This is a genomic window from Bacillus halotolerans, from assembly GCF_001517105.1.
Classification (GTDB): domain Bacteria; phylum Bacillota; class Bacilli; order Bacillales; family Bacillaceae; genus Bacillus; species Bacillus halotolerans.
Genome location: NZ_LPVF01000008.1, coordinates 675,465 through 693,487 on the forward strand (window position 1 = coordinate 675,465; position 18,023 = coordinate 693,487).

The 18,023-nt window shown below is 45.8% G+C and carries 17 protein-coding genes and 1 pseudogene; 2 read left to right on the forward strand and 16 right to left on the reverse strand.

Translation table 11 applies throughout. The features are described from left to right. Nucleotide 1: 1 nt before the first annotated feature. From bacE to AU387_RS05935, 6 genes and pseudogenes are all read right to left on the reverse strand, one after another. A complete protein-coding gene (gene bacE, locus AU387_RS05910) occupies nucleotides 2–1,183 on the reverse strand; it encodes a bacilysin exporter BacE (RefSeq protein ID WP_024123244.1) in 1,182 nt (393 codons plus the stop codon). Continuing rightward, nucleotides 1,180–2,602: pseudogene (gene bacD / locus AU387_RS05915) on the reverse strand (alanine--anticapsin ligase). Before bacD ends, bacE begins: the two are co-directional and overlap by 4 nt. A 22-nt stretch (nucleotides 2,603–2,624) precedes the next feature. Continuing rightward, on the reverse strand, nucleotides 2,625–3,386 hold the full coding sequence (gene bacC / locus AU387_RS05920; RefSeq protein WP_044159860.1) for a dihydroanticapsin 7-dehydrogenase: 762 nt from the start codon (nucleotides 3,384–3,386) through the stop codon (nucleotides 2,625–2,627). 2 nt (nucleotides 3,387–3,388) lie between these two features. Beyond that, a complete protein-coding gene (bacB, locus tag AU387_RS05925; protein ID WP_044159862.1) occupies nucleotides 3,389–4,096 on the reverse strand; it encodes a 3-((4R)-4-hydroxycyclohexa-1,5-dien-1-yl)-2-oxopropanoate isomerase in 708 nt (235 codons plus the stop codon). Next, nucleotides 4,086–4,700: a prephenate decarboxylase gene (gene bacA / locus AU387_RS05930; RefSeq protein ID WP_059335371.1), complete on the reverse strand. Its 615-nt coding sequence runs from the start codon at nucleotides 4,698–4,700 to the stop codon at nucleotides 4,086–4,088. Before bacA ends, bacB begins: the two co-directional genes overlap by 11 nt. 150 nt (nucleotides 4,701–4,850) lie before the next feature. Next, nucleotides 4,851–6,089 (reverse strand): MFS transporter, encoded by a 1,239-nt coding sequence (locus tag AU387_RS05935; RefSeq protein WP_059335172.1) that lies wholly within the window; start codon nucleotides 6,087–6,089, stop codon nucleotides 4,851–4,853. Between the two features lie 212 nt (nucleotides 6,090–6,301). On the opposite strand from AU387_RS05935, the gene AU387_RS21935 reads away from it, so the two are divergent. Further along, nucleotides 6,302–6,439, forward strand: coding sequence for a hypothetical protein (locus tag AU387_RS21935; protein WP_232460825.1), 138 nt, complete (start codon nucleotides 6,302–6,304; stop codon nucleotides 6,437–6,439). Between the two features lie 54 nt (nucleotides 6,440–6,493). Further along, the gene (locus AU387_RS21940; RefSeq protein WP_059335173.1) at nucleotides 6,494–6,688 is read left to right on the forward strand and encodes a hypothetical protein; all 195 of its coding nucleotides are present in this window, start codon (nucleotides 6,494–6,496) and stop codon (nucleotides 6,686–6,688) included. An 80-nt stretch (nucleotides 6,689–6,768) separates the two neighbouring features. Here AU387_RS21940 and AU387_RS05945 read toward each other — a convergent pair whose 3' ends face one another. The 10 genes from AU387_RS05945 to AU387_RS05990 all read right to left on the reverse strand — a co-directional run bounded on the left by AU387_RS05945 (nucleotide 6,769) and on the right by AU387_RS05990 (nucleotide 18,023). Next, the gene (locus AU387_RS05945) at nucleotides 6,769–8,181 is read right to left on the reverse strand and encodes an amino acid permease (RefSeq protein WP_044159866.1); all 1,413 of its coding nucleotides are present in this window, start codon (nucleotides 8,179–8,181) and stop codon (nucleotides 6,769–6,771) included. Next, nucleotides 8,181–9,881, reverse strand: coding sequence for a M20 family metallopeptidase (locus AU387_RS05950; RefSeq protein ID WP_059335174.1), 1,701 nt, complete (start codon nucleotides 9,879–9,881; stop codon nucleotides 8,181–8,183). Before AU387_RS05950 ends, AU387_RS05945 begins: the two co-directional genes overlap by 1 nt. Nucleotides 9,882–9,952: 71 nt before the next feature. Beyond that, nucleotides 9,953–11,500: an L-glutamate gamma-semialdehyde dehydrogenase gene (gene pruA, locus AU387_RS05955; protein WP_059335175.1), complete on the reverse strand. Its 1,548-nt coding sequence runs from the start codon at nucleotides 11,498–11,500 to the stop codon at nucleotides 9,953–9,955. A 229-nt stretch (nucleotides 11,501–11,729) separates the two neighbouring features. Then, entirely contained in the window at nucleotides 11,730–13,004 is a 1,275-nt protein-coding gene (rocG, locus tag AU387_RS05960; protein ID WP_044159872.1) for a glutamate dehydrogenase, read from the reverse strand. A gap of 182 nt (nucleotides 13,005–13,186) precedes the next feature. Beyond that, entirely contained in the window at nucleotides 13,187–13,651 is a 465-nt protein-coding gene (bslB, locus tag AU387_RS05965) for a biofilm surface layer hydrophobin BslB (protein ID WP_059335176.1), read from the reverse strand. A gap of 327 nt (nucleotides 13,652–13,978) precedes the next feature. Then, entirely contained in the window at nucleotides 13,979–14,434 is a 456-nt protein-coding gene (locus AU387_RS05970) for a dTDP-4-dehydrorhamnose 3,5-epimerase family protein (protein ID WP_044159875.1), read from the reverse strand. Further along, nucleotides 14,427–15,278 (reverse strand): dTDP-4-dehydrorhamnose reductase, encoded by an 852-nt coding sequence (gene rfbD / locus AU387_RS05975; protein ID WP_059335177.1) that lies wholly within the window; start codon nucleotides 15,276–15,278, stop codon nucleotides 14,427–14,429. Before rfbD ends, AU387_RS05970 begins: the two co-directional genes overlap by 8 nt. Nucleotides 15,279–15,291: 13 nt before the next feature. Continuing rightward, complete coding sequence (gene rfbB / locus AU387_RS05980) at nucleotides 15,292–16,239, reverse strand: dTDP-glucose 4,6-dehydratase (protein ID WP_059335178.1); 948 nt, start codon at nucleotides 16,237–16,239, stop codon at nucleotides 15,292–15,294. 2 nt (nucleotides 16,240–16,241) lie between these two features. Further along, nucleotides 16,242–16,979, reverse strand: a complete 738-nt coding sequence (locus tag AU387_RS05985) for a sugar phosphate nucleotidyltransferase (RefSeq protein WP_044159879.1) — start codon at nucleotides 16,977–16,979, stop codon at nucleotides 16,242–16,244. 24 nt (nucleotides 16,980–17,003) lie between these two features. Further along, nucleotides 17,004–18,023 carry a PseG/SpsG family protein gene (locus AU387_RS05990; protein WP_059335179.1) on the reverse strand — a complete coding sequence of 340 codons (1,020 nt, stop codon included), beginning with the start codon at nucleotides 18,021–18,023 and terminating at the stop codon, nucleotides 17,004–17,006.

Here is an 18,023-nt window from a genome sequence, read left to right on the forward strand (position 1 = left end):
CTTATAAGTGAATTTGCTCAGTTTTTTTATCCCGTTCCAAAAAAGACTTGTTCACCAGCTTCGTATGCAAAAACAAACCGCTTACCATGATAACAATCAGCCCCATGATGACAGGAGCTTCTAACACGTTGATAAGCATGGAACCAATCGAAATGCACAAGCCAATGGACGCTTCAGCCACCGAAAAAATACGCCCTTGAATCTGGTTCGCCGCGTTTTCCTGAACTTTAACCTTTGCAAGCACTTCCCCATATTCCATGGCGATGAAAAAGAGAATGGCAGCAATGACAGATACAGCGAAAATAGGCGTGAATAAAAACAGCGCCAGCGAGACGATTGATAAAATGGTAAAGTACATCAAGCCTTTATTGTTGTTAAAGCCCCACTTGCTGACAAGCGCCGCTCCGATGAAACCGCCGAAGCCGATGCAGAAGGTAAGGATAAAGTTGCCGATCTCCCCGTCACCCAAAAAGCGGCTGACAATCGGAAAATAGCTGTACACGATCCCCCAAAGCATTGCCATCGTAATCATCGTAAACATGGCGTTTAACACGAATGAATTGGTTTTGATTTCCTTCAGCCCTTCTTTAAAAGACTGAAAGGCTTCTTTTATATTTTCAGACTGAATCGGGACAAATTGCAGCTTAATTCGCCTGATAAAAAACGCTGAAACCAGGTAAGTCACACCGTTAAAGGCAACAGCCATCTCTACAGACCCGGCTAACAGGAATAACCCCCCGGCGGCCGCCCCGACAATAATAGAAATGGTCGTGGCTTTAGCGAATAAGGTATTGATATTTTTAATATCTGATTCCAGAGAAGACATGACTGCGAGACGCGCCGGATTAAAAAATACGCCGCTCCCGTAAGAGACAAACAGCAGGGCCAGAAAAACCAGCGGATACTCGCCTTTTGGGAGAAAGGTGAGCCCCAAAAAGATGATGCCCCTGATGACATCCGTCCACAGCATAATTTTAATTCTGTCCAATCGGTCAACGAGCACTCCTAAAAACGGCTGAAACACCATCGGAATGCTTCTGACCGCAATGACTCCCGACGTCACCCAATAATCGTGATAATATGTAGACAAAATGAGCAGGGCTGGGAGAACACAATAGTCTCCCATAAACGAAAGCGCCTGCCCGTAAAGCAAGTATTTAGAATTTGGCTTTAACTGTTTCATACCGGCAGCACATACTTCGCAGTCAGCTTCGCATGCTGCTGGATGTGTTTAATTGAATCGGCTACATCCTGGGAATTGCTGCCTTTCAGTTCAAATGCGGCAATGGAATTAAAGGCTTCAAACAGGCGCAAATCAACAGTCGTACCTGGTGCCGCAGCCGAGAAAGAAACAAGTTCCGTATCTCCCTTCAGCAGCCCATCCGGAATGTTGATGGATTCAATGATCATATCCTCCGCCGCTTCAGGAAGCTGCCCGTTTTGTTTGAAATGCTCCGGGTACAAATGACAGTCGGCGATATAGCAAGGTTCTTGCTCCAGCAATCCATCCGGAAGATCGGCGTCTTTTCCGAAACAGAGAACATCCAGCAATAATTGCGCCATGTCGACGCCGAAGACCTTTTTAATATTCGGGATCATATTCCATCCGGCGAACCTGGCCGCAGACTCTATTAAACCGGCTTCTCTATTTTTCATTAACTTGATTTCTGTATGTGTCGCGCAGTTTTCCAGCCCAAGCCCTTCATTTGCTTTTTTGGCCGCTTCAATAATGATCTTTTTCGCTTCATCATCCAAGATGGACGGCGTGATATGCGATGTTTCCGTAAATCCGATTTGCGGTGTTTTATCATGAATCGCGACTGGAAAATATTCTCCGTCCGCCATGATCCCTTCTATGCTGATATAGTCGGAGTATCCCTCAGTTTGATACCAGTCCGGGTATTTATTCTCCCTGTAAAAATTCCTCCGCAATAAACGGGGCTTCAAACGTTACCGCCTTCGGCACATTAATGGATTTCAGGAAATCATTGACTCTGTTAAACTCGGCTTCTGCTGTTTTGGTGTCTGTAATCAGCGTCACGCCGATTGAACTCGCCAAATATGTCGGTTTTAAGATGAGCGGCGTGCCGATCTCTTTCAGCGCGGAGCGGAAATCTTCAAGGGTTGTGACCCGTTTGTTTTTGATTGTTTTGACCCCGGCTTTATTAAACGCTGCCCTCATTTTATTTTTATCTCTGGCATTTTCGGCAGCTTGTACACCCGCTCCTCTTAAGCCGAGACGTTTACAGGCTTTCGCCATCGGAGCGATGAATAATTCATTGTTTGTTGTGATGGCTTCCGCTCCAAACATTTCGGCAACCTTGACGATTTGCTCGACTACCTCTTCTTCGGGTTTGTCATGATCCTCATGCGCCCAGTAAATGGAATCGGGATGTTCGAAATCTGTGATACTCTGAAAATAATCTTTATCCTTTATGACCGCGACCGAGTATTTTTCAATAAGTGCCGCATGGGAAGCTGTAATGGCAAATGGTCTCGGAATAAAGCTGACCAGGTTATATTTTTCAGCTGCGCTTTGATAAAACATATGCGGCGGGCAGCCTCCAAGATCAGCGATAACCAAAACTGTTTTTCTCTCCATATGTAAAACACTCCTTCTCTCTCTATTGTGCGGTATATCCTCCGTCTGCGGTGATGGCGCTTCCGGTCATGTAGCTTGATAAATCAGAGGCTAAAAACAGCATAACGTTTGCTATTTCTTCAGGTTTTCCGAGTTTTAGCATCGGATTCACCTTCGCCTTTTCTTTCTTGATTTCTTCAAGTGTGCCTTCATTATTTTCCATAAAGGATTTCTCATTTAATGGCGTATCAATAATCCCCGGACATACACAATTAACGCGGATTTGATGTTTGGCGTAATCAACAGCCATTGACCTTGTCAGCTGCAACACGCCGCCTTTGCTGGCGTTATATGCCGGGATATCAGGCCATGCCACGACTCCGCCGACAGAGCACGTATTAATGATATTGCCTTTGCCGGCAGCCAGCATATGCCTGAGTGCGTGCTTGCTCATTAAAAACATGCCTGTCAGATTGACTTGGAGCACCTTATTCCAATCGCTCAGCTCCATCTCATGAATAGGCGCCACGATTTCGATCCCCGCATTATTAATTAAAATATCTAATCCTCCGAATGTATCGATTGCCGATTGAACAGCGTGCTGGCAGGCAGCTTCGTCTGTTATATCTGTTTGCACAAAGTGCAGCCGGTCACTATTTTCTTGCCGGACCATGACTTCTCCCTGTGCTGCATCAATATCCGCCACAACCACATTTGCCTGCTGGTTCAAAAAAGCTTGAACCGCGGCATAGCCGATGCCTGATGCGCCTCCTGTTATGAGGACGGTTTTATCGGTGAGGTTCATGATCACTCATCCGCCTTTATTTTTTTTGCTTTTGCTCTGTTGTAGCGCGGCGGGAAGAAGATATTAATCGATTTTGATTCTTTTTCGGAACGGTTGATGGCGCCGTGATCTTCCCGCGGCTCACAGAAATAGGCTGTGCCGAATGTCATATCGACTGTGCAGCCTTCGACGGTCATGTCGTATCCGCCGCCAATGCAGATGCCGATTTGTTCATTCTTATGTTTATGGAAAGGCATTTCTCCGCCATTTCCAGGGATTTTGGCCAGCATGATCTCCACCCAGTCCTCAACAAAGAACGTGACTTCCATGCCCGGCAATAGGTCTCTTGTTTTGAAAATATTCAAAAAATAGTCCTCAGGACTTGTATATGTTTCATCAGCTTTCAGCCGCTTGATATCAATAGCAATGACTTCTTGGTCCGTGTCGTTTCTTGCCCCGTGAGGCACATGCGGCGGCGCGATATACGCAGATTCCAAAGCTGTCATCTTTCTCGTCACATCTCCGACAGTCATCATCAGCTCGCCAGAAACGACCATGCCGATTTGGACTTCCTTATGCTGATGCGGTTCAACGTTAGTATGCGGCGGAACGTAGGACATTAGCACTTCAGTATCGCCGCGGACGGTGGAATACTGTCTCACTCCGTTCTCCCACTCTATTAATTTTGGTGTCGGGAAATAAATCTCCTTCACATCTTGTTCAGTTTTCATAATCAACGTCTCCTTTTCCGAATAATGACCAGCTCATAGGAATGCTTTTAAATGTCTTAACAAACTTGAGCCCGTATTTTTGTCTTGCCAGTTCATTGGTTAAAGCAATGTCAGAAAGACCTTCTTTTACTTTTTTTGCTGCGGCGCTGGTTGAGTTGACCAGCTCGAACCTGACGTCTTTGCGGGTAAAATATTTAATTAAATTGATAGGTGATGGATGTGAAACAATAACAGATGTGTCAAGCATGTCGTCGCTGAATGTGAAATTAGGACGGACAGCCAGGCCGTACATCGGTGTATCGCACCTGAAGATTTGCAAAAGCTGCAAATCCGGCCTCATGTAGAAATGTTTAATGCCGTCGTAAGCATGTGGAACGATGGTATATTCCAGCGGGCTTTGAAGAGTCCTTTCGATGCATGATTCAAATGTATCATGCAAAGATAATTTACTGTTTAGCCCCTGGAGAAGAGTAAAATTAGAGATGAAATGCTTTGCTGCGTACTCACTGCTTGTCCCTTCTGGGCCGAGCGTGTTGACTGTAATCAGTTTTGATATTGAATAAGCTTTGTTTTTTGTTTGAATGCTATTATCCAATATAATCATGAGCACCAACCAATCTTTTAAATTTTAAGTAAATTTTATCCAGCAGAGATCGAACTGTCAACATTTTTTGAAAATACTGATAATTATTCCCATACAAACAGAAAAACCCTTAAGAAAGGGTTTTTTGTTATAGGAATTTAGAAACTTTGTTTATTGGGATAAGGAACGATCTGCTTTCTGCTCATGCTTTCCGTACTTTTTATAGGCGAATACACTGAGCACAAAACCGAGCACTGTAATGATGGCGCAAATCAATCCGACAGCTGCATACCCGTATTCCACATATACAGGTCCCATCAAAGCAGAACCTAATGTCACAGCCAAATTTGAGGCAAGGCTGTAAAACGCCATAATTTTCCCGCGATGACGCTCTGAGCAATCACTCAAAATGGTGCTGAGCAGCGTCACCGTCAAGCTTTGCATTAACCCCCAGATGAATAGACTGATGATTAGCAGAGGCATTGATGCGGGCGCATACGCGATACAAGCCAGCAGAACGCTGATGACCGCCAGCGCAATGATCAGAGAGCGCATTTTTCCAATGCGGTCGGCAATCTTACCTGTAAAGACACTCATGGAAAACCCGATGCCATAAATCATAATAAATAAGCCGGCAGCCGTATTGCCTCCGGTAAAAACGTCCTGTAGGTAAGAGCCTAAAAACGAATACATACCGTAAAAACCAATCATATTGCACAAAGTGATTATGATATAAACGGGAACACGCGGCACTTTAAGCGCGTCTCGAAATGTCTCCGCCGGCTCGTCTTTTTCCTCCTGGACGGTGCTTTTATTATCGTTATGGCGGCGCATTTCAAATAGGACAAGCAAAACAACAAGTGCACCCATCAAGGCGAAAATCCAGAATGTCCATCTCCAATGTAAGACGCCGCCTATAAACGATCCGATCGGCACGCCGAAAATCAGTGCAAGCGACCAGCTTGAGACGATCAGACCCATCACTTTGCCCCGATAGGTATACGGAACACGATCCCCGACAACTGCGTAAGCGGTCGGGACAAACGCACCTGCCGCCAACCCTGAAAGCGCACGTCCTAAAAAGAAGAAAAAGATATTTTGCGCCAAAGCGCATATCACGGTTCCTATAATAAAGATCACGAGTCCCAGCATTAAACTCAGTTCTCTCGAGTATTTATCCCCTAAAGGCACCAGCAGCGGGGCACCGATAAAGATCATGATCCCATATATACTGATAGATAGCGCAAGCACGCTGACATCTGAGTTGAAGGCATCTGCTAAATCAGGCAGCAGCGGTGAAATGACAAGCTCTTCAGATCCAGCCGCAAATACGCCCATTGTTAAAGCCAGCGCAAGAAATAGCGGAAAATGATGTTTTGATTTGATGTGATTGTTTTGTTTACTGTTCATTCTCCCTTAACACCTCTTCCGAAATCTTAAAATAAAGTTGAATTATAGTTTAGCATCCTTTATTTACAATTTACAATTCGAACGAAAATAATTTTCTTTTTATTATTTACATTCAAATATGAATAAGGGATTTCTTGTTTCAAATTTAAAATAAAACAAAAACATATCCTGGGATATGCTATAGTAATGCATTTTTTATGTCGGGTCAGGTGATGAATCAAGGTTATTCAACAGTTACTCCGATTTCGGAAGGATTCATCCTTCAATTTGCTGACTGGTCAACTGTGTTTATCGTGCTGGCCGGGGTCGGGTGTTTTTATTTTTGTCACGGTTCTGACCGCATTGCCTGAATCACCGCCTGAAAGCTGATCACATTTCGGCACTTGCTTGGCGGCCGGGCGTTTATGGGTTTTGCTTTCAGCCAGGCCTTTATCGGGATCGGCATGTTTGGGTATATTTCCGGTTCGCCGTTTATCCTGCAAAACATATACGGTGTGTCGGCTCAGATGTTCAGCATGCTGTTTGCCATCAACGGCGCTCGCCGGTGTTGCCGGGGAAGAAAACGCGTGGCTGATGGCGTTGAGTATATTCGGCTTTGATGTGCTCGCGATATTGTTCTATGTGTTTCTTGTCAGACGTGACGCGTAAAAAAGCTCTCCGGTCTCCCGGAGAGCTTCTTCTATTGCGCTTCTGTTTGCTCTTTTTTCAGCGGTTCATTTTGTAAGCGCTTCTTGATGCTCAGATGATAGTACGCATAGCAGAAAATAATGAGTGGTACACCGCAGTACAAGCCGATTCTTTGATCTGGGATGAAGATAAGGCTTATCAATACGCATCCGTATAATACAAACCCAAGAATCGGCACCAACGGATAAAGAGGGGTTCTGAATTCCAGGTCGTTCACGTTTCCGCCTTCAGCGAGGAACCGCCTGCGAAAGAAAAATTGCGAGGCGCAAATGGACATCCACGCGACAACTGTCACCATGCCAGAGATTGATATACACCACAAATACACGGTTTCTGCAGCCATGACGCTAGTCAGCAGCGAACAGCCGGAAATCCCAATCGTAATCAGCAGGGCATTGATCGGCACCCCTTTTTTGGTCAGTCTCGTTAAAAGGGCCGGGCCCATTTTGTTTGTTGAAAGCGACCACATCATACGCGAGGCTGCATATAAACCAGAATTGGCAACAGATAAAATCGCCGTTAATATGACAAAGTTCATCATATCAGCCGCAAATGGGATACCGATATGATCAAGCACCGCTACAAACGGACTCTCAATCACCCCAGCCGTTTCATACGGCAGAATGGCAACCAAGACGAACATAGCCAGCACAAAGAAAAACAGCGTTCGCCAGATGACATTTCGAATGGACTTTGGCAGTGTCTTTTCCGGACTTTCACTCTCCCCTGCCGCAATTCCGACCAGCTCTGTCCCCTGAAATGAGAAATTGACCATAACCAGCGTAAACATAACAGCCAGCACGCCATTTGGAAACAGTCCTTTATCAGTCATGAAATGAGATAGAAAAGGCGTTTCCTGACCGCCTTTAAAATCGATCAAGCCAAACACGGCGCACCCGCCGATCACGATAAATAATATGATCGCTGTCACTTTGATGCTCGAAAACCAAAATTCCATTTCCGCAAAGCTTCGGACAGACAGCACATTAATCAAAAAGATGATAACACCGAAAACGAGACACCATATCCAGATCGGCACGGAGGGCAGCCATCTTTGCATCAAAATGCCCGCTGACGTTAGCTCCAAGCCGACTGTATTCGCCCAGCTGAACCAATACAGCCAGCCGATCATAAAACCTGTCGACGGTCCCAAAAACTTTGTGGCGTAGGCTTGAAACGACCCGGCCACCGGCATGGCGACAGCCAGCTCCCCTAAACAAAGCATGACCAGATACATTAAAAATCCGCCAATCATATAGGCGGCAATGGCTCCGAGAGGACCCGCCTGGCTGATCGTAAAGCCGGAACCTAAAAACAGACCGGTGCCGATGACGCCGCCCAAGGCAATCATAAACAAATGCCGGCTTTTCATACTGCGCTGCAATTCGTTTTTATGATCCTGCATCATCCTTCTCCCTTCGGCTCTTTTGTGCTGATATTCATCCGATAGCTTTGCAAAAGGTGAACAGTGGTCTGCTGTATCAGATCAGGCAATACATGAAATGTGTACGGCTTGTATACTCTTTCAGTCCATTTATGTCCGTCTTTCCCGTATACACCCATGTTAATGGAAGGAATGTTCAGTTTCCGTATGTCTTTGAACGGAATGGTTCCAATCATCTCCCACCCCGGGAAGTTTCTGATAAAGGAATTAATTTCATCATCGGTTTCATGCAGCGATAAAAAGCTGCCGTCTGCCAAGTAAGGGAAAAACTTTTTGAAAACAAAGGTTTCGCCTGTCGTATCGGCGGTTTTGTCCACCGCTTCTTTGATCACATGCTGCAATAGCTGGTCTCTTGTGCTTTCTTCTTTTAAATAGTTATGCGGTAAATAAGGAGGAGCATAAAACAGAATGACTTTTGCGCCCTGATCGGGATCAAGCTTTTGGAGTTCTTCAATTGCAAGAAAACATCTCATGCGCAGTTCAAGGTGCTCATTGGCTTTGAATGCTTGCTCTATACACTGCTCAGGATCGACGCCGCGGCTTCTTAGCTTTTCCATGTATTGATCCACACTGAAGACTTGAATATCCCAAGACAAATGTCTCTTCGGAAGATTTGTTCGCTTCAGGTATTCTTCATAATACTCTGATAATTTTCGCTCTGTGTCCCGGCACGCCTCCTCAGCGACTTGGGTAAGCTGGTCCATGACTTCCTTTGCTGTTTTTTCATAGATAAAATAATTGAAATACAAATAGCTGCTGACGGCTGTTTGGACGTTATAGGATTCCTTGTTATCACGCTGGTACAAGCAGGATGGGGGCAGAACCAATTCGCCTTCAATCTTTTCTGCTAAATGAATATTGTTGTGGATGCGTCTTGTGATTTCAGAAGAAATGAGATTTGGATCGATGCCCGCAAGCGTGTCTCCGACATGCACTTCCCGGCCGGATATATAAAAGCAAGGCAGCAGCTTTCCCGCGGCTCCGGTATAGATATATCTTGTTGAATCACCATCGTACAGCGGCGTAATAAAATCGGTATTAATGGCAGCCAGATACTGAATCTGTTTCTCCTTTTTTAATCGGTTCAGCTCAGAAATACTGGCGAGAATACCGGCATGCTGACTTTCTTCATCCGGGTTTGCCATAAATAATAGATTTCCCGGCAATGCTTTGGGGTTCTCTGAAAAGTGCAGGAGATTGGACAAATGCACCGCGATGCCGCTTTGCATGTCGACAGAGCCTCTGCCGAACATCCACTCACCCGACTTGGCGTCCCGCTGAACGTCTTCATCAAAGTCGTAGTTGGAGAAATACTCAACCAATTTTCCAGAATCAAAAGCGATATCCTTAAGCGGGCCGAAATCTTCAATTCCCACCGTATCCAAGTGGGCGTGATAAATGACAGTATTCCGGCTTCCCCCGCTGCCTTCCACAAACGCAAAAATATTTTTCCGGTTGTACGGGTCATTAGGAATAGCCTGTTCCCATACATGGCAAGGATGTTCCTGAAAGTAAGGATAGCTCATGATGACTTCTTTGATAAAATCTGCTTTCGTCCCTTCGCCGATGGTGCCGTTTACACTGCTGAGGCTGACCAAAGACTTTGTCAGTGTCTCAACCCGTTCTGCCGGCGGCATGTGACTGATTTTTGTATAGAGCATACATCATCCCCCTCATCCAAACATGTAAATAGTGCGATCTAAAAACAATCGCACTATTTCGGTTTTCTCAATTAATACGCTTCGGACGTTGTTTTCGCCTGCATATGAAGAATTAAATAATCCGGACCTCCTGCTTTTGAGTCTGTTCCGGACATATTAAACCCGCCGAATGGCTGATAGCCGACAATAGCTCCGGTACAGCCTCTGTTAAAGTATAAGTTTCCGACATGAAAATCCTCGCGAGCCCGTTCAATGTGCGCACGGTTTTTCGTCAGCAGAGCGCCTGTCAGTCCGTATTCTGTGTTATTTGCAATCTCAAGCATATGATCGAAATCACGCGCTTTGCAGATGGCAGCAACCGGCCCGAAGATTTCTTCCTGCATGAGACGCGCATGTTCATCAACATCTGCAAAGATCGTCGGCTGAATAAAGTAGCCTTTTGAATCATCGCCTTCTCCGCCGGCCAAAAGCTTGCCTTCAGACTTGCCGATTTCAATGTAGCTCATGACTTTATTGTAGGAAGCTTCATGAATCACAGGCCCCATATACGTATCAGGATCTTCCGGACTTCCGACTGTCAGCGTTTTGGTCAGCGCAACTGCTTTTTCTACGACTTCATCATAGACATCCTGATGAATCACTGCACGGGAACCCGCTGAACATTTTTGCCCTGAGTACCCGAATGCGGAGTAAACGATAGAAGAGGCAGCAAGATCCAAATCGGCATCTTTGTCGACAAGCACTGTGTCTTTCCCGCCCATTTCAGCAATCACGCGTTTCAGCCATTTTTGGCCCGGCTGCACTTTTGCGGCACGCTCGTAAATCCGGCAGCCGACCGCACGGGAGCCTGTAAATGATACAAATCTTGTTTTAGGGTGTTCTACTAAGAAATCACCAATTTCCGCTCCGTCTCCCGGAATGTAATTGAGAACGCCGTTTGGTAAACCCGCTTCCTCCATCACCTCGACAAATTTAGCGGCCACTACTGGCGCAGCATCTGCCGGCTTCAGCAAGATCGTATTCCCCGTGACAATCGCAGCCGCAGCAGTCCCTGCCATAATGGCGAGCGGGAAATTAAATGGCGAAATGACAATGCCGACGCCAAGCGCTTCATAATGATATTGGTTGTACTCGCCTGCCCGGCTCTTTACCGGAGCTCCGTTCTTCAGCTTTAAGATTTGGCGCGCGTAGTATTCTAAAAAGTCTATTGCTTCCGCTGTGTCAGCATCTGCTTCCTTCCACGGTTTTCCCGCTTCCTTTACAAGATAGCTTGAAAATTCATGCTTTCTTCTGCGCAAAATAGCCGCAGCTTTAAAAAGGATATTCGCGCGGTGCTCCGGTCTTTGTTTTTTCCACGATTCAAATGCCTGTAACGCCGATTGCATCGCTTTTTCAGCAAGCTCTTGATTAGCCGTTGAGGCGCAGCCGATCACTTCTTCCTTATTGGCCGGATTAATCGAAACAATTTTACGATCCGTTTCGATCTTTTCTCCATTAATGACAAGCGGATAATGCTTGCCGAGCTGAGTATTTACAAAGGCCAGTGATTCTTGAAAGGCTGTTTTATTCTTTGCTTCCTTAAAATTAGTGAATGGTTCGTGCGCATATGAAACGGTCATATGTAATCCCCCTCGTTATGTAATATGTCTTCATACGAATATAAAAGCAAGATTCGTACCAATATTTCGTCTTTTCACAAAAAAACTTGTAGAATCACAGAGAACTTTGTCAGAAATCTAAACATTTTTCCTTTTATAAATATAACGCGCAAAATCATTTTGCGATTTTTACGCCATACGCAAACAAAAACGCAAAATATTTTTGCAGAAGAAAGGGGGATTATCCCCCCTAAACCCATCCGCGGAATTGAGACGCCTCTGCAGATTTTCTGATGCCCGTCATGTAAGCCGCCAAGCGCATATCGACTTTGTGTGCGGCCGCGGTCTGATAAATCGTTTCAAATGAATTGACCATCACGTTTCTCAGCTTTTCAGCAACCTCTTCTTCTGCCCAATAATATCCTTGGTTGTTTTGAACCCATTCAAAGTAAGAAACCGTTACGCCGCCTGCACTCGCCAGTATATCCGGCACCAGGAGCACGCCTTTTTCATTCAAAATCTTTGTCGCGTCGATTGTCGTCGGCCCGTTAGCCGCTTCGACCACAATTGAGGCCTTAATGTTATGGGCGTTTTTGGCTGTGATTTGATTTGAAATAGCCGCCGGCACTAAAATATCGCATTCTTGTTCGAGCAGCTCTTCATTTGTGATGACATCTGTAAATAAATTGGTGACCATTCCGAAACTGTCCCGCTTATCGAGCAAATAAGGAATATCGAGGCCATCCGGGTTGTACAGCCCGCCGTGGGCATCCGAAATCCCGATAACCTTGGCGCCGGCATCATGCATAAATTTAGCCAGAAAACTGCCGGCGTTCCCAAAGCCCTGTATGATGATGCGCGCGTTTTGCAGCTTGATTCCTTTTTTCTTAACCGCTTCTTCTATACAAATGGTTACGCCTTGAGCGGTTGCTGTTTCCCGGCCCTGTGAGCCGCCTAAAACGAGCGGTTTTCCTGTGATAAAACCCGGGGAATCGAATTCCCGAAGCCGGCTGTATTCGTCCATCATCCACGCCATAATTTGCGAATTGGTGTATACATCGGGCGCGGGAATATCCTTTGTCGGGCCGACTAACTGGCTGATGGCGCGGACATACCCCCGGCTCAGCCGTTCCAACTCTCCAAACGACATCGTCCGCGGATCACAAATAATGCCGCCCTTTCCGCCGCCGTACGGCAAATTCGTGATCCCGCATTTGAGCGTCATCCAAATCGATAACGCCTTTACTTCCTCTTCATTCACCTCGGGATGAAAACGCACGCCCCCTTTTGTCGGGCCGACCGCGTCATTGTGCTGTGAACGATAGCCTGTAAACACTTTCACACTGCCGTTATCCATTTTCACCGGAATTCGTACAGTGAGCATTCTCATCGGCTCTTTCATTAATTCATACATTTCGCTCGGATAGCCCAATTTCCGCAGGGCTTCCTTTATGATCGCTTGCGTAGACAGAAATAAATTGAGAGCTTCTTTTTCTTCATCCTTTGTGATTTGTTTTTCTGACATGTTTTTTCACCTCATCATATTTTTATCTTCAGAAAAATGTAAGCGCTTTTAAAAAACTGTAATCGATCAATTCCTTTCTTGATTGGGTTCACCCTTATCTACATGCAAGATTCGTACCAGTTTTTTAATCATACAAAAAAAGAGGCTGATATCACACCAGCCCCTGATCATTTCTATTGATATTAACGAGGGTCGATAACCAGCTGCGTTTCAGCATAAAAACTGCCGATTCCCAGACCGTTTACCACATCGCCTTTAATCGTGTATGTGCCTGCACGCGGAAGCGTTTTGCGCACCATGACAAGATCGAATTCAGACACCCCTAACAAATCAAGAGTAAGCGGGAGCCTGACCGTTTTTCCATCGTTTAAAATCTGTGTTTCTTTCAGTGTTCTTCCATTCACAGAATCTCTTGTTGTCGCGTGGAATCCGTCAGGAAATTGAAACTCGACTGCTCCCAGAGAAAGCACTGCGTTTGGTTTATAAGTCACTTCAATATCTGAAGTCGTCCATTCTTTTGTACTGTTTACGGTTTTTGCCTCAATTGATGCAGACTGTGCATGCGCTTGGCCTGAAGGAAGCAAGATTGATAGCAGGACAGCTGAACTGATGAAAAATGAAGATACGAATGAAGTTCTTTTTAACATGACATTTCCTCCTCAAATCACGGTTGGAATTTGGCCAGAGCGTCCTCTGCAGAAAAAGCGTTTTACCGTAACTCGCGAATTACCATTTCTTTTTCTTAAAAGTTAATCTATCACCATTTTCCATGGAAGTAAATGTTTTTTTGCGAATATTAACACTTGGCATGATGTAATAAATTCAACCTATATACACAAGATGCTAATAGACTGTTTCTGATCCGCATCTAGTAAAATATGCGCCTTTTATCCCTGTCTTTTGTCCTGATATCAAAACAGGACAAAAAAAGTCGAAGATGCCTCATGATCTTCGATGGATAACTGCTCTATGACTTATTTAAATTCGGTATTCCAGTTAAAACCGATTGTCTCATCATTCCATGGGATTCTTTTTTCATCTGGCTGATCAGGGTTATACGAGGTTGTCGTAAAATAGATAATTGTCAGCGGCGTTTCGCCCAGCACTCTGTATCCGTGAGCGACGCCTTTTGGAATCAATAACAGCATCGGGTTGTCTTCTCCCATATAATAGACATCGGTTTCTCCTTTTGTTTCTGAATCCTCCCGCAGGTCGTAAAGGACAACCTGAGCGTGGCCGTTCGGGAAGAACCAGAGATCGTCCTGCTTCTCGTGATAATGAAACGCTTTAATCACACCCGGATAGCTTTTAGACCAAGACGCCTGCCCAAAATGCTCAAGAAGGTTCTCATCATCGCGAACCAGTTCAGCAAAAAAACCTCTGTCATCACAATGCTTTGTCAGCTTCTTAACTTTGACTCCTTCAATCACGCGCACTGCTCCTTTCCTGCAAAAATTCCCGTAAAGCTTCCCGCCAGTGGCGCGGGCGTATGCCGGCTTCTTCAATGGCCCGGTGGCTCAGCACAGAGTAAGCTGGCCGGGGTGTCGAATTCCCGTATTCCTCTGTCGTCACGGGCGTAATCGTTGTGTTCAGCCCGCTTTCTTCCATAATGGCCTTTGCGAACTCGTACCAGCTGCATATGCCTGAATTGCTGACATGGTAGATGCCCGGCGGATGGCTGAACAGCTTGATGACCGCTTCCGCCAAATCCTTCGTATAGGTCGGCGAGCCGATTTGATCATTCACAACCCGCAGCTCTTGTTTTGTTTCCGCGAGCTTCAGCATCGTATGAACAAAATTGCTGCCGCTTTTTCCATACACCCACGATGTTCTGATGATCGTGCTGTCGGTTCTTGCTAACTGGATCAGCTCTTCTCCGAGTTTTTTACTTTTACCGTAGATGGTGTTCGGGTCAAGGTGGCCGTCTTCCCTGTATGGCTGGGTCCCCTTCCCGTCAAATACATAATCCGTGCTGATATGAACATATTGCGCTCCGATGCGGGATGACTCCAGCGCTGTGTAATAAGCGCCAACTCCGTTGATCAAGTATGCTTTATCCAGCTCCGTCTCGCATTTGTCGACGGAGGTAAACGCGGCGGTATTGACCACGATATCCGGCTGATAATGCCCGAACGAATGCCGTACAGAACGCTGATCGGCGATGTTCATCATCTGCTTTGTTAACGCAATGACCTCATATCCGGCTTGCTTCAGCTGGCGGCACAGCTCCAAGCCAAGCTGTCCGCCCGCACCGGTTACCAATACCTTTGTCAATCGGATCACCTTCTCATCGGTCATTGTCTGTATACCAGCGAATCGTGCGCGCAATGCCTTCTTCAAACGGCACTTCCTGCCGCCAGCCAAGCTCATTTTTCAGCTTTGACGCATTGATCGCGTAGCGCCTGTCATGCCCTTTTCGGTCTTCGACGTGAGCAAACAATTCTTCACAGCCCAAATGTTTCATGATGATACTCGCCAGCTCTTTATTCGTGCGTTCATTTCCGCCGCCGATATTATACACCTCACCGTCGGTTCCTTTTTCTAAAATCAGCTTGATGGCGCGGCAATGGTCCTCTGCAAAAAGCCAGTCTCTGATCTGAAGTCCGTCGCCGTAGAGCGGAACCGGCAAGCCTTGTTTTGCATGGCGGATAATCGTTGGGATCATTTTTTCACTATGCTGATATGGTCCGTAATTGTTGCTGCAGCGTGTAATAATAGCCGGCAGTTTGTGTGTTTTCACATACGATAGAACAAGAAGGTCAGAGCTCGCTTTGCTCGCGGAATAAGGGTTGTTAGGAGAAAGCGGCGTTGTTTCCGTAAATGCGGGATCATTCGCTTCTAAATCCCCGTACACCTCGTCTGTTGAAATATGAATCAGCTTTTTGGCTTTTCCTTGTAAGACTGCCTCAGCCAGACGGTATGTGCCCATGACATTCGTTGTGATAAACGGCTCCGCTTGGGAGATGCTTCTGTCTACATGCGATTCCGCGGCGAAATGAATCACGGCGTCATAGGTCTCGTCAAACGCCCGGTCGATATCCTCCTGAATGCTGATATCCCCTATTACAAACCGAAACCGGCTGTTTCCCTTTAGTTTTTCGATTTCCTGCGGGTGGCTGGCATACGTTAATTTATCTAGAACGGTAATGCGCGCATCCGTTTCCTTCAGCATGAGCTTTGTAAATGTGAGCCCTATGAATCCGGCCCCGCCTGTAATGAAATATGATTTTGCCATAGCTATTCGTCCTGTCCTTTCTGTAAAGCCTGATGTACCAGCCGGGAGGCGAGATAAAGAGATTCGTGTGTTCCTGCATCGACCCACCAGCCCGATAACACATCATACGTAAGCTTGCTGTTTTCAATGTATAAATTATTTACATCGGTGATTTCCAGCTCGCCGCGCTTGGATGGTGATATTTGTTCAATATACGAAAACACCTCTGCATCATACATGTAAATGCCGGTTACACAAAGGTTGGTCGGCGGATGTGCAGGTTTTTCAATAATGGATCGAATGTGTTTGTTTTTCTCATCAATCTCAGCAATCCCAAAACGTTCTGGATCATCCACTTCTTTCAGAAGCACTTTCGCCCCTTTTCCCTGCTGTTGAAATCGCTCCGTATAAGGCTTTAATGAATCTTCGAATATATTATCACCTAATAATAAAATGAAAGGCTCCTTTCCGGTAAAGCGTTTTGCATATGATAACCCATCTGAAATTCCCGATGCGTCGGGCTGCACTTGATAAGTGACGGAGACGCCAAGCTCCTCCCCGCTTCCCAGCAGCTTATAAAACTGCGGCATGTGCTCTTTTTGGCTAATGAGTAAAATCTCTTTAATTCCGGCTTCCTCAAGCTTCATTATCGACCAGTAAATCATCGGATAAGGGCCTACAGGAAGCAAATGCTTGTTGACGGCTTTGGTTAAGGGCATAAGGCGTGAGCCGTTTCCTCCGGCTAAAATGACACCTTTCACATTAACACTTCCTTACGTGCATTTTTATATCTTATCATCAAGCAAATCATAAAGAATGGCTGATACCCGTTTCATTCCTTTTCCATCTACGAGCGGCCTTCCTCCCTCGTGCAGAGAAAGACGGAGAGGATAGCTGCTGAATATTTGTGACATATGATAAGCAAGCTTTTCGACGGATACATTCTCTCCCAAGCCGAGATCAAGAGCGGCGCCATGTTCCGCAAATTTTGCAGCGGTTGCGGTTTGATGGGCAACCTGAGAAAGCACGAGGCACGGCACGCCGATACAGATCGCTTCATAAAGCGAGATGCCGCCGGCGACAATGGCTGCATCTGCTTGCTTCATAAACATAGCCATGTCATTTGTCTGCTCGATTAGTGCGTATTGGGGTTTGTTTTGAATCAATTTACGGACCGCCTCTTGATGCGGTGAAGCGCTGCCCATGATAAAAATCATTTTCTTGTGTTTCCTGTCCGGGAGCTGATCGGCCGCTGCTATCACTTTAAAAACAAGCTGCTTTGGATCGCTTCCTCCTAATGCAACAAGGATATTGCGGCAGTCTTCCTTAAGTGCGTAATCAGCTCTTGCGGCTTGAAAGGCAGGGTGGAGAATAAGATAATCCGGACCTTCATAGACACGGGTGTTTCCCTGATCGTAAACCTTGCTTCTGACATCGCCGTAAATTCCGTTAATGACCGCATTACTTTGACCTATCGCTCTCTCATTTTTTTCTTCGAACAGAACGATTTTGGCATCTGTGCCTGCTTTTATTTTTGTTAATAAATCGACAGGTGCACCAAGGATATCGAATAAAAGCAGATCGAGCTTTTTATCGTTTATTTCCCGGAGAATACATTCATTTTGCTGAAGCTCAGGTTTTACGATGACCTGCCAGTACTCTTCTTGAAGAAATTGTTCAGACTCGTCATTTGTGTAAAACGTAATGGAACAGCGGTGTTTGAGTTCTTCCGCAAGCCTTTTCATTCGAACGGCGTGCCCCATTCCTTTCTCGAACCCGCCGTCTGCGAATATCCCGATATGCAT